Annotated in this window: 13 protein-coding genes and 1 pseudogene; all 14 read right to left on the minus strand. The window is 40.2% G+C overall.

What is annotated here, in order from left to right; translation table 11 throughout:
* Window positions 1-135: 135 nt before the first annotated feature.
* Window positions 136-1,548 carry a dihydrolipoyl dehydrogenase gene (gene lpdA, locus ACP8HH_RS12760; protein ID WP_438311869.1) on the minus strand — a complete coding sequence of 471 codons (1,413 nt, stop codon included), beginning with the start codon at window positions 1,546-1,548 and terminating at the stop codon, window positions 136-138.
* Window position 1,549: 1 nt separating this feature from the next.
* On the minus strand, window positions 1,550-2,746 hold the full coding sequence (locus ACP8HH_RS12765; protein ID WP_438311871.1) for a dihydrolipoamide acetyltransferase family protein: 1,197 nt from the start codon (window positions 2,744-2,746) through the stop codon (window positions 1,550-1,552).
* Window positions 2,747-2,758: 12 nt separating this feature from the next.
* Window positions 2,759-3,778: an alpha-ketoacid dehydrogenase subunit beta gene (locus ACP8HH_RS12770; RefSeq protein ID WP_438311873.1), complete on the minus strand. Its 1,020-nt coding sequence runs from the start codon at window positions 3,776-3,778 to the stop codon at window positions 2,759-2,761.
* The gene (gene pdhA, locus ACP8HH_RS12775) at window positions 3,775-4,836 is read right to left on the minus strand and encodes a pyruvate dehydrogenase (acetyl-transferring) E1 component subunit alpha (RefSeq protein WP_438311875.1); all 1,062 of its coding nucleotides are present in this window, start codon (window positions 4,834-4,836) and stop codon (window positions 3,775-3,777) included. The genes ACP8HH_RS12770 and pdhA overlap by 4 nt, the downstream gene beginning before the upstream one ends.
* A gap of 15 nt (window positions 4,837-4,851) precedes the next feature.
* Window positions 4,852-5,997 (minus strand): Leu/Phe/Val dehydrogenase, encoded by a 1,146-nt coding sequence (locus tag ACP8HH_RS12780; protein ID WP_438311876.1) that lies wholly within the window; start codon window positions 5,995-5,997, stop codon window positions 4,852-4,854.
* A 22-nt stretch (window positions 5,998-6,019) separates the two neighbouring features.
* The gene (locus ACP8HH_RS12785; protein ID WP_438319166.1) at window positions 6,020-6,436 is read right to left on the minus strand and encodes a thioesterase family protein; all 417 of its coding nucleotides are present in this window, start codon (window positions 6,434-6,436) and stop codon (window positions 6,020-6,022) included.
* Window positions 6,437-6,705: 269 nt separating this feature from the next.
* Window positions 6,706-7,565 (minus strand): annotated as a pseudogene (gene paaX, locus ACP8HH_RS12790) (phenylacetic acid degradation operon negative regulatory protein PaaX).
* 145 nt (window positions 7,566-7,710) lie between these two features.
* Complete coding sequence (locus ACP8HH_RS12795; RefSeq protein ID WP_438311878.1) at window positions 7,711-9,228, minus strand: aldehyde dehydrogenase family protein; 1,518 nt, start codon at window positions 9,226-9,228, stop codon at window positions 7,711-7,713.
* A gap of 14 nt (window positions 9,229-9,242) precedes the next feature.
* Window positions 9,243-10,016, minus strand: coding sequence for an enoyl-CoA hydratase-related protein (locus tag ACP8HH_RS12800; RefSeq protein ID WP_438311880.1), 774 nt, complete (start codon window positions 10,014-10,016; stop codon window positions 9,243-9,245).
* Between the two features lie 12 nt (window positions 10,017-10,028).
* Window positions 10,029-10,805, minus strand: a complete 777-nt coding sequence (locus tag ACP8HH_RS12805) for an enoyl-CoA hydratase/isomerase family protein (protein ID WP_438311881.1) — start codon at window positions 10,803-10,805, stop codon at window positions 10,029-10,031.
* Window positions 10,805-11,107 (minus strand): EthD family reductase, encoded by a 303-nt coding sequence (locus ACP8HH_RS12810; protein ID WP_438311883.1) that lies wholly within the window; start codon window positions 11,105-11,107, stop codon window positions 10,805-10,807. Before ACP8HH_RS12810 ends, ACP8HH_RS12805 begins: the two co-directional genes overlap by 1 nt.
* A 17-nt stretch (window positions 11,108-11,124) precedes the next feature.
* The gene (gene paaD / locus ACP8HH_RS12815) at window positions 11,125-11,607 is read right to left on the minus strand and encodes a 1,2-phenylacetyl-CoA epoxidase subunit PaaD (RefSeq protein ID WP_438319168.1); all 483 of its coding nucleotides are present in this window, start codon (window positions 11,605-11,607) and stop codon (window positions 11,125-11,127) included.
* Window positions 11,608-11,629: 22 nt separating this feature from the next.
* Complete coding sequence (paaC, locus tag ACP8HH_RS12820) at window positions 11,630-12,442, minus strand: 1,2-phenylacetyl-CoA epoxidase subunit PaaC (protein ID WP_438311885.1); 813 nt, start codon at window positions 12,440-12,442, stop codon at window positions 11,630-11,632.
* Complete coding sequence (gene paaB, locus ACP8HH_RS12825) at window positions 12,439-12,786, minus strand: 1,2-phenylacetyl-CoA epoxidase subunit PaaB (protein WP_438311887.1); 348 nt, start codon at window positions 12,784-12,786, stop codon at window positions 12,439-12,441. Before paaB ends, paaC begins: the two co-directional genes overlap by 4 nt.
* Window positions 12,787-12,797 lie beyond the last annotated feature (11 nt).

Genomic DNA, 12,797 nt, shown 5'->3' on the forward strand with positions numbered 1-12,797 from the left:
ATCGTAATGTTACACCGGCTTCAATAGTTAGTCAACTCGGTTTTGCATTTAAAGAGACTTATTAGTTTAAACTTCAATAGATTTGGAAAGGTCTAATAACATTTTCATTTCGTTATTAAGCATTTACCTCGCCTCTTAACTTGGAACACTATGAATTGCCTGTCCAATAAGACCCTCTATCGCTTCAAGTAAACATTCGTTATAACCGGGGTGTGCGTAGGCGGGAAATTTAATGTCTTCCTCTTTAGCCGTCATTTCCAGTAATTGGACAAACGAGCCCGACATTTCTATTGCTCCTTCGCCTATCATATGAATTCCCAATAGTAGACCCGTCGTTGAATCCGAAATCACTTTTATAAATCCCTCTTTTTTTCCTGTAATTGCTGCGTATCCATTACCCGATAGATTGAACTGACTTACTTTGACTATCATTTCGAGTTTTCGGGCAGTTTGTTCAGTAAGGCCAGCTGTAGAGATTGGCGGAATTGTATGTGCTACATAAGGTATAAAAGTTAAATCCACTTCCGGTTTTTCTCCAGCTATCGATTCAACCGCGGCTTTCCCCTCTTTAATCGCCTTTACAGCTAGCATTGGTCCCTCAGTCACATCCCCAATTGCATAGATAGAAGGCAAAGAAGTTTGCATATTGCCATTCACTTTTATAAAACCCGTCTCTGTACGCTCTATTCCAAGTCTATCAATACCAAGCATTTCTACGTTCGGTTTCCTAGATGCTGAAACAAATAGATGCGAGCCCGTAACATCAGTTACATTTCCCGCCTTCTGAAATGCAACGATTATTCCATCATCTACTTCCTCTGTACGCATCAATTCAACGTCCTTAAACACGATAATTTTTCGTTTTTTAAATAATCGATAGAGTTCCTGTTTTATCGATTCATCGAAAGGAAATTCAGTCCCGCTTTCTAGGAAAACTGTAACTTTTGCTCCTAATGCCGCGAAGCTAGAAGCCACTTCAATAGAGATGTAATCACTTCCAATAATTAGAAGATGATCGGGCACATGATTAATATCATAGATTTCATTTGATGAAAATACACGCTTCCCATTTTCCTGTATCATTGGATGTGATTCTAGTGTACTTCCTGTCGCAATAATCGCTTGTTCGAATTGAAAGATATCGAATTGGTGCCCGTTTTCTACACCAATACGATTCACCCCTAAAAATGTGCCAATACCACGAATTACTTCTATTTTATTTGCTTTGCATAAGTTTTCAACACCAGTCCTAAGTTCTTCAATGATTCTCTTTTTATAGGATAGTAGTTGAGTAATATTAAAAGATGTTGGTTCTATACCAATTCCCAGATTTTGCATATGCGAAATCTCCGACTGCCTGGTGGCGGCATGTGAAAATATTTTGGAGGGGATGCATCCTCTATTTAAACAAACGCCACCCATATCCGCCTTCTCTATCAGTGTGACAGAAAGGCCAAGTTGTACTGCGCGAATGGCAGCAGAATAGCCACCTGGACCGCCTCCCAAAATGACAAGGTTCCTTTCCTGGCTGATTTCACCGACTACCATCCTATATCATCTCCATCATTAGTTTGTGTGGCTGTTCAATCAAGCTAGCAAAACGGTTCGTAAAAGCAACAGCAGTCGCCCCGTCTGCAACGCGGTGATCGAATGCCATAGAGAATGTCATGATATGCCCAACTATAATTTCATCTAGGTCGTTAAAAATGGGTTGTCTTTTTGTCTTATGGAAGGCGATAATTGCGGTTTCTGGGTAGTTGATAATAGGCGTTGCACCTGTACTTCCAAGGGGTCCTACATTACTCATTGTGAACGTACTATTTTTCATTTCAAAAGGTTGCAGTTTTCCCGCGATTGCCCTTTCTGACAAGTCCTTGACAACCTTATGAATGCTTTTCATCGATTTTTCATCTGCATTATGAACGACTGGAACGAGCAATCCATTTTCAGTATTCGTTGCAAAACCAATATGGTAACTTTTCTTAAGTAATATACGGTCATTTGCTTCATCAAGCTCCGCATTAAAAATCGGATAATCTTTTAAAGCGACTACCAGGGCTTTAATGAAAAACGCAGTCACACTAACCGACTCACCCGACGCTTTCATTTCACTACGAATTCTAAATAAATTGGTCATATTCACTTCATCGAAATGCGTCACATGAGGAATTGTGTAGAGTGATTTTGTCATCTTTTCAGCAATTTTTTTTCGAATCCCCATAAAAGGAATTACATCATGAACACTTTCTACCAGTACTTTTTCTTGGACTTCAGGAACGATTGAATGATTGACTTCCCCGTATTTAATAAATTGCTGAACGTCAGCTTCTGTCACTCTTCCTGACGCATCTGCTCTAGGAACGTCTTCAATATTAATATTGTTCTCTCGTGCAAGTTTTCTTGTATATGGCGTAGCGAGTACTCGATGAAAATTCACAACTGAAGTCATATTTGCTTCCCGCTTCGAAATATCTTCCTCGGGTTGCTGTTGTTGTTTTTCGACTTCCTTGTTGGAACTTTCAATGTAAAGTAGGCTTGTTCCAACTTGGACCGTTTCGCCAATTTCAATTATAATTTCTTTCACATGGCCTGCACACGGAGACGAAATTTCTGCAATCATTTTATCAGTTTGGATTTCAACAAGGGGTTGATCAGTTTCAACCCAATCGCCAACTTGCACTAAATACTGAACAACTTCTCCCTCTGTCATCCCTTCACCAATGTCATGCAACTTTACAGCTAGCATTTCATTTCCCCCTTAAAAATGAACGACTTTTTCAATTCCTTCTACTACCCGAGCAGCTGTGGGAAGATAATGTTCTTCCAGTGAAAAGAATGGAACTGGCACATCGAATCCAGTTACCCGCTCAATAGGAGCACGTAAAGAAAGAAATGCCGTATCATTAATAATTGAAACAATATCGGCACCAAGCCCCCCTGTGCGATGTGCTTCATGAACGATGACAGCTCGTGTTGTCTTTTGTACAGATTCAGAAATGATATCTTGGTCAATCGGATAAAGTGTTCGTAGGTCGATTACTTCACAACTAATTCCCTTTTGTTTTGCCTGTTCAGCTGCTTTTTCGGCGATTGCAACCATAGCTCCCCAAGCTATAATTGTTACATCTGTCCCTTCACGAACGATTTTTCCTTTACCAATTTCTATCGTATATTTATCGACTGGAACATCTTCCCTTTTCAAGCGATAATTTTTCATCGGCTCCAAAACGAGCACCGGGTCTGGATCCTCAATAGCTGCAATTAACAACCCTTTTGCATCGTACGGAGTGGATGGACAAACAACCTTTATGCCAGGCATATGTGTAAATAAGGATTCAGTACTATCCGAATGGATTTCGGGAGCCCGAATTCCCGCTCCATAAGGTGCTCGTATGACCATCGGGATCGTAAAGCGAGACATCGAACGCATCCGTATTCTTGAAACATGCGTCATAATTTGCTCATATGCTGGATAAATAAATCCTAGGAATTGAATTTCAGCAATTGGTCTAAATCCGTTTACTGCTAGACCAATCGATGTTCCAATAATACCCGCTTCCGAGAGTGGGGTATCTACAACACGGTCCTCTCCATAAATCTCTTGAAGTCCTTCCGTTGCACGAAACACCCCACCGTTTCTCCCGATATCTTCACCAAGAAGGATGACTTGATTATCTTCAGCGAGCATAATTCGCATCCCATCATTAATGGCTTGAATCATCGTCATTTTCTTCATTGTTTCATTCCTTTTTTTTGATTTAATCAAATGGGTAGTCATCGGACAATCCATTTTAAATGTTTAAAATACATTTTTTTTTGATTGATTAGATGAGCTGGTGTTTTTTCATATACGTGATTGAAAATATCTTCGACATTAGAAGCGGGGAAACGTTCCATTTCATCTACAGCTGCGTCAATTTCGCTTGTTGTCTTATTATGTGTATCTTCTATCGACTGTTCGTCCCAATAGCCGTAGTTTTTCATAAACCTTTCCAATCTTACAAGTGGGTCAACGATATTCGCTCCTTGTTCCTTTGGACGGTATTTCGTCGGATCATCCGCAGTTGTATGAGCACCTATTCTCCATGTCACAGCCTCTATCAGCGTCGGTCCTTGCCCACTTCGTGCAGTTTCAAAGGCTTTAATTGTTTCAAAATAAACAACAAAACAATCATTTCCATCAATCCGAATCCCTGGCATATCATACGCGATGGATTTTTGGGCAATCGTTGCAGAATTCATCTGTTTTTCAATTGGAACTGAAATGGCATACCCGTTATTCTGGTTAAAAAATACGACAGGCACTTTAAAAACACTCGCAAAATTCAATCCCTCATGGAAATCTCCTTCTGACGTAGCCCCATCCCCAAAATAAACGATAGCCGCATTTTTCGTTCCTTTTCTTTTTTCTGCCCATGCAGCACCTACAGCATGGGGTAGTTGTGTTGCAATTGGTACAGCAGGCGGAAAAATATTCTTCCCCTCAGGTGGCACGCATCCCTCTACTCGCCCATTCCAATACAAATACGCTCGCACCATGTCCGCGCCAAAAGTTAATGTTGCTCCGTGGTCACGGTAAGTCGGGAAAACCCAATCATCAGGCTTAAGTGCAAGTGCACTACCTACTTGCGCAGCTTCCTGTCCTTCAAATGGGGCATACGTGCCAAGACGACCTTGTCTTTGTAAATGAATCGCTTTTCGATCGAATGTTCGAATACGCACCATATTGTAATATAGATCTTTCACCAATTTTTCATCAATCTTTTTTTCGAAACTTTTGTCAACAAGTAAACCATCATTATCTATTATTCTTTTTATTGGAAAGTCGCTTTCCACTAAAACCCGCCCCCATTAAGAGTTAGTAAACTTCCATTTTGGTTTTACGGATGCTGCATAAAAGTTATTAAGATTCCCTCGCATCGCAATTCTTTTTTCACACATTTCATTTGCAGATTCTATTGTAGTAATGCCACGATTTTCAGCTTCCTTAAAAATCCCCAAAATTGCTTCGTATATTTGTTTGGTCTTCTTAAGCACACGCTCATGATTAATCCCATAGATCTCATCGGCCACTTGGATAAGTCCACCTGAATTCACAATGTAATCCGGTGCATAAAGTATTCCTTTTTTCTGGAGTAATTGACCATGACTTTCATGTAGTAACTGATTATTTGCAGACCCAACAATCGCCTTCACCATAAATTGCTCAATCGTGTTGTCGTTAATAATGCCTCCGAATGCACATGGAACAAACATATCCGCCGCTTGGGAATAAATTTCATCATTTGCCACAACTGTGACGGTTCCAGATGTCGTTAACGCCTTCTCTTCTATCCCTTTCAAACTATCTTTATTTATATCCGCTACAATTATATGGGCACCTGTCTCAAGTAAACTACTCGCAACTTTAAATCCAACTTTACCGAGGCCTTGAATGGCGTATGTTCGCCCGCCCAAATCATCGCTACCATATAGCATCTGATTTGTCGCACGAATCCCAAAGAGCACACCTGCAGCCGTCAGGATGGATGTATCACCGCCACCGCCGTACTCTTCAGGTAAACCGCTGACAAAAGTCGTCTCTTTCATCATGTGCACAAAATCTTCCATCGTAGTACCCATATCTGTACCTGTATAAAAACGACCACCTAATGAATTGACAAATTGCCCGAATGCACGAAATAACTCTGGTGTTTTGTCTTTGTTCGGGTCACCAATAATAACTGCTTTTCCGCCACCGAAATCCACATCGGCGGCAGCGCATTTATAAGTCATTCCTTTTGATAACCGCAAAACATCTTCCAATGCTTCTTCTACATTATTGTATGGTTGCATACGACAACCGCCTAGTGCTGGTCCAAGCGTCGTGTTATGAATTGCAATAATTGCACGTAATCCCGTGGCTGGATCATTGCAAAAAACAACTTGTTCATGCTCTTTCATTTTATCGAAGAGTTCAAAATCACTAAGTAGAGAATCCTTTTCCGTCATCTTCATCCAATTGCCCCCTGAACTTTGACTAACTATGATCCTTTTTAATTACGATTGTTATTTCATCCAATCTTTCTTTTATCTGTTTCTTGGGCATAATTACTTGTTTGACCTCACCTGTTCCAATCACTCCAAATAAGTTCTTTGCCACAACTTTTGTCCATACAACATTACCTCGGAGTGCAGTTAATGTAGCTGTGAGCGTCACGGCAGAACCAAGTGGAGAAGGTGCCAAGTGTTGTAGATTCACTGATGCACCCATCCCTTCTTCGTGCACTTCTAGAAATGGCAAGATGATCTTACGGGAAACCCATTCCATATGGTACGTCATTGCCACTGTCGAGTAGACCGGGTGGACTACTTCACCTTCAAACGAAGCAAACATATCCTCTGTAACGATAATCTCAATTGTTTCTACTCTACCTATTTCCATCCCAAGCCTCATCGATTCACCTCTATTTAAATATGTTGTTGAACCGAAATAAAGACTATTTCCTAATTGGTATTTCAAAGGACATAGTCTAAATCACTAAAAGGATTACCTATATCTAAATTAGCACGCATCATATAACACTTTTATAACGTAGTATTACCAATCCGTAATACGATAGTCGTTGAAACATCAGAGTAGTCGGTACTTTCTAACTAGTAGATATGACCGAACAAAAAACAGCTAGGATTCCGTTGGAGAATCCTTACTGTTCTACTATCAATTCAACCTATTATTAATGGATGATTGTCCTCATCATAAGTTTGTCTTAGTGTTTCATATCGTTATCTTCTTTAAAAACTTCTTCAAAAAAGTCACTGGCAGGCTTTGCTAGTAATTTGTAATATTGCTCAAACAAATGCGCAGCATGATTGCCACTCCAAATTTCAGCTAGTAATTCCTTAGGTAAACCAGGGTCTATGAATAGGAATTTACGATATTCATGAACGAGCTTAGTTCGTTCCACAAAGCATTCCGCATCCGTCATTCGATCATCACTTATCATACTCTGATGGATATTGTATTTTTCACTGTATGTTGCAATGAATACTTTGTATTTCGCTTCGATTTCTTCAAGGGGCCAACTTTTCTCTACTAGCACTTTATTCGATTGCAAACCTACATATTCCGAGAGAAAAAAATCTGCATTCGATTGTAAATCATACTTCTCGATGAGTAGTACAACTTCTTTCTCCAGATTATTCGGCGAAATCCAACATCCATTTGAAAAACTACCAAATCCACTCCATAATAATTCTTTACGAAGCTCATCACGAATCTGTCTTTTTTCCTCTGGAATTGTATACAAAAGCATACGCCATTTGCCGTCCCAATCATGAGGCTGCAATTTAAAAATACGACTACCCGCTTCTTCTAATCGAAGTGCGCCCCGCTTTGTCATTGAGTAATAACTTTTGTTTCCTATTTTCTCGGAGGTTAACCAACCTTGCTTCATCATTCTAGATACAGCTACACGAACCGATTGGTCATTATGTCCAAACTCTTTTAATAATCGAATTAAGCTTCCTATCCATACTTTGTCACCATAACGACGAATATAATCACCAAATATTGTAAATACCATTGATTGTGTGTTGGTCAAAAATATCCACTCTTTCTTTAGTTCAAACTCTCTTCAAGTATATCGTTAAGTGTTTATTAGAAACGTACTTGTGAATGTGAAACAACGGGCCAGGATGAAATTCTCAGTCCGTTATCGCTACAGTTTTTCACAAGCCAAATGGATTCAACGGACGGCTACCATAGTAAGATAATATGGACTTTGTCTCCGAGTAAAGATCTAATGTTTCAATGCACAACTCACGCCCAAATCCGGACTGCTTGTAGCCTCCAAACGGCGTTCCTGGAAATGCGGAGAATGGGCAGTTAATCATGACGATTCCCGCTTGGATCTGATTTGCGACTCGTGTTGCCCTGGCACCATCCTTAGACCATATGGCGGAACCAAGTCCAAAATCTGTATCATTTGCTAATTGAATTGCTTCTTTTTCATCTTTAAATTTCATCACAACAACAACGGGTCCGAAAACCTCTTCTTTTACAATTTCCATATCATGATTCACATTTGCAATAATTGTTGGTTCATACCAAAATCCATTTTCATGCCCTTCAGGTTTTGCGATATTTCCGCCAACCAATACGTTAGCACCTTCTTTTTGTGCAGATTGGACGTAGTTATCGATTGATTCAAGTTGGTTTTGGTCGATAATTGCTCCGACATGTGTACCTTTATTGAATGGATCACCAAGCTTCAGCTTCTTTGCTTTTTCCACAAACAAATCCATAAATTCATCATAAATCGATTCGTGCACATAAAGTCGTGATCGGGCTTCGCATGATTGACCTGAATTGTAAAAAATTCCAAATAAAGACCCATCTACTGCTGATGTGATATCCGCGTCTTCAAATACAATGCTAGGCGATTTGCCGCCAAGCTCCAGTGTAATTCGTTTCAATGATTGTGAAGCCGATGCCATTATATCTTTTCCTACCGGAGTTGAACCTGTAAAGGCAACTTTGTCTACATTATGGTGTTCAACTAAGTAATTGCCAATTTCAGAACCCGAACCCGTCACCACGTTTACGACACCTGGAGGAACACCGGCTTCAAGACATATCTCCCCTAGAATTATAGCTGTAATCGGCGTTAAGGAAGCTGGTTTTAAAACAACTGAACAACCGACAGCAATCGCCGGAGCTACTTTCCATGCAGCCATCATCAGTGGATAATTCCATGGAATTATCTGCGCGCACACTCCTACCGGTTCTTTTTCTGTATAGTTGTGGAATTGACCAGGTACATTATTTACTGCGCCTCTATGTCCTACAATTGCACCCGCATAAAACTCGAAATCCTCAATTGCTTGCGTAACTTGACCTTGTGCTGCGTGAAGTGATTTGCCTGTGTCTAAAACCTCTAATTCAACAAGTTCGTTAAAACGAGACCGCATAATTGCAGCAATCTTATTTAACACATTTGAGCGCCGCCCCACCGGGAACTTTTTCCACTTGCCAGTATCAAATGCAGCCCGTGCTGCCTCCACTGCTTTTTCAGCATCATCCTTTGTCGCCTTAGCAATTTCAGCGACGAGTTCCCCAGTTGCAGGGTTATAGGATTTAATTGTTTCCCCCGTACTCCCTTTGACCTTTTCCCCATTTATGATCATATGGTAAAATTCACGCTTCATATTCTCTTGTTCAATTTCATTTTCACGAGTTGTCGTCATCTGCCACACTCTCCTTATCGTCCAATGTAATTAGCTTTTCTCTTCTGTATAAATGCGTCCAAACCTTCGCGGTGGTCATACGTAAGACTTGCAATTCGTTGCCCCCCAGCTTCAAATTCCAAGTAATCTTCAAATGATAGATTCTCAGCCGCATGCATTGCTTGCTTTATTAAACCAATAGCCCTTGTCGGCAATCCAGCAACACGATTTGCAAATGCAGTTACTTCTTCATTCCATGCATTTATGGAAATCAAACGATTTGCAAGTCCTATCTCCACAGCCTTAACCGCAGTTACCTTTTCACCTAAAATGGATAGTTCAAGAGATTTTGCATGACCCACAAGTTTTGATAAATAAAACAAATTTCCTGAATCCGGAATGAGACCGACATGTACGAATGCATTTAAAAAACTTGCTTTCTCCGAAACTAATCTAAAATCACAAGCAAGCGCTAAGCTGAACCCAGCACCAGCAGCCACACCGTTCACTGCTGCGATAATCGGTTTTTCACATTGTCTGATTTGCTTAATCATTGGGCCATAATGGTCCCTTAATACTTGACCAAAATCCATGGTTTCATCGACTTCTGACAAATCCTGCCCAGAACAAAATGCTCTACCTTCTCCAGTTATGACAATGCAACGAACTTCATCATCCGAATTAGAAATCTTTAACGCATTCGCAATTTCTTTATTCATAAGCGCAGTAAACGCATTCAACTTCTCTGGCCTATTTAAATAAAGCCAAGCAACTCCTTCAATGACTTCGTAACGAATTGTGTCATACATCTGGTTGCCTCCTTAACTTCCTGTATAGTTAGGATTTCTATTTTCAATAAACGCATTCATTCCTTCTTTCTGATCTAAAGATGCAAATAGAAGATAAAAATTCTTTCTTTCATATTGCATTCCTTCAAACAGGGAAGTATCTACCGCTTTATTGACGGAGTCTTTAATAAGTCGTACTGACAGTGGAGGTTGTTTTGCAATTCTTTCGGCCATTTTCATTGTTTCCTCCATTAACAAGTCAGTGTGCACAATTTTATTAATAATGCTATATTTGAGAGCAGTTTCTGCGGCAATACGCTCACCCGTCCATAGCCATTCCAGAGCCTTTGTACGACCAACAAGTTTTGTTAAACGTTGTGTTCCCCCTGCACCCGGCATAACTCCAAGACCCACTTCTGGGAATGAAAATTCTGTACCCATAGCAGCGATTACTAAGTCGCAACAAAGAGCCAACTCAAATCCCCCACCAAAAACAAATCCCTTTACAGCACCAACGATTGGTTTTTTAATAAGAGCTAGTCGATCCCAATCTGCAAATTGGTTTAGCAGCTCAAGACTTATTGGGGTGACATCCGACATTTCTCCGATATCCGCGCCGGCTGAAAAAGCACGTCCTTTGCCCGTAAGCACAATTACTCGCACACTATCATTGCAATCAAAGCTTTCCATCGCAACAACAATTTCATGTACCATCAGTCGATTCAACGAATTTAACTGACGGGGTCGATTGAGTTCAATAAAAGCAATATTTCCCGAAATTGAAGTTTCAATGAACTCGAAAGGACTCATTAGGCATCCTCACCAATCATTAGCGTGACAAGATCACTCGCAAAACCCATCAAGTCTTTTCCAGATGCTCTTCCCTCCGCCGAACGAAGCCCCGCATTAAGCGATTCCATATCGTTGTAAAACATTTCGCACATGAGGTAGTACTTACCTTCACCGCCCATTGGAGAACCGGTCATCTTTGTCACTTTCATTTCTAGAAGACCTGGAATCTTTTCTGTTAGGGGCCCATGGACATTAAAATAATGCTCATCAAATTCCTCTTTGTTTTCGGGATGTGTATACAATGCGATTAGCTTGGCCATTTTCATTTCTCCTCCATTTACATTAGTGTTGAAACTGGTTTCATTGCTTCAAAAACATTTTTGCAACTCTTACAATACAAGATACTTCTACACGCCGTTGGTCCGAAAATATTTTCCATCGTGACATACGTTGAACCACAATACGCACAATCTACATGCCATGATCCATCCATTTCAAAATGGCGTGGGGGGGGTGCTATTCCAATTTTTCTTAAATCCACATGACCTTTTTCGGTAATTCGATCTGATGTCCATGGTGGGTGATAAACAAATTCGACTTCCACATTTTTCACACCGGGTAGTTTTCGCACTGCATCAATTGTATTTTTCTTAATAAATTCTAGTGCGGGGCATCCTAAGAAAGTCGGAAGCAATACAATGCTTACGTTTTCCCCATCGGAAACAACATTTTCAACCATCCCTAGATCTATAATGCTCACTGAATCAATCTCAGGGTCTTTTACATTCAATAGCTCTTCATAAACTCGCTCGGATGTAATCAATGAATACCCCTCTTTCTTTCTACCAAATAGCTAAAGTATCAGACCTGTAAACTTCAGATAGTGTACGTAGTGCTTCATCCAAATCTATTGTATGTTCACCGTTTCGACCGTTTTTAGCTGGACTACTTGGAATCAGAGGCAATTCAATTCCTAGTTTTTCAAATACCGGCCGAATGTTTGCGGCCCAATTTTCTTTCAATACTTCTTCGCTAGCGATTAATTGATATTTTTCAATGAACTGTTTTTGATTACCAAAAGAAAAGACATCTCCGTAGTCTTCCATTACGAGTTTTATAGCATTATTCATCTTTACTTTTGCGACTTCAGTAGAACCCATTAATTGCTTAAACCACGTTTCCCAGTGTAGCCTATGATAGAAAAGCTCCATTTTCACTTTTACAGCAACTTGTGAAAGAGGAGTGTATGAACTTTGGCACAAAGAATCAATCTTAGTCTTTTTTGCTTGCGTATAGAAGTAACTACGAACGACTTGGTAAGCCCAATCATATTTTGGTGTTTCCATATAAACCCCTTCGCCATTTACCCTTTCTGTTAAAATGCAATTCGTTCTTTCGGATACCACACGCAAATGAGCTAAATCATCGGCTGTACCCATATCCAATTCCTCTAAAAGTTTATAGAACATTGCTGCATGGCCCATGCTGTCTTGAGTGATTGATGAGGATGCGACATCTTCCTCAATATGTGGGGCAAGACCTAACCATTCAGAACCCCGATAAGAGTACATAAAATCATCGTCTGCGAGTTGAAACAATAAAGTAGTTACTGCTTTTTTATGCTCCTCACTCATTATGTCAATTGCAGTACTCATTTACGGTCTCCTCCCCATGACAAGATTTCCTTTTCATCCAGAACTTGCTGTTCGTATTTTCGCCATTTTTTCCTTAAATATCCGTACCCTTTTGTTGTCCGATAATCCTTATTGTCAAGTCGGAAAAGCGTTAACTTTTCTTCTTCATCCATGTTTCTTATGTGTTTTCGATTGATAACCCAAATATCCGCAACCGGTTCACGGCGCATGAAATTTTCCTGCGCCATTATGAATGCCATGTCTTCATTTGGAGCCAGTAAACTGAATTGGTGCTGAAAAGATGAACTAGGAGTTCGTTTGCTAAACACTTCATATTCTTGATAAAATAACTTCTCTTTGCTCATTAACATCTGCC

Origin of the sequence: Sporosarcina sp. FA9 (assembly GCF_051550205.1) — a bacterium.
In the GTDB taxonomy this organism is placed as follows: Bacteria; Bacillota; Bacilli; order Bacillales_A; family Planococcaceae; genus Sporosarcina.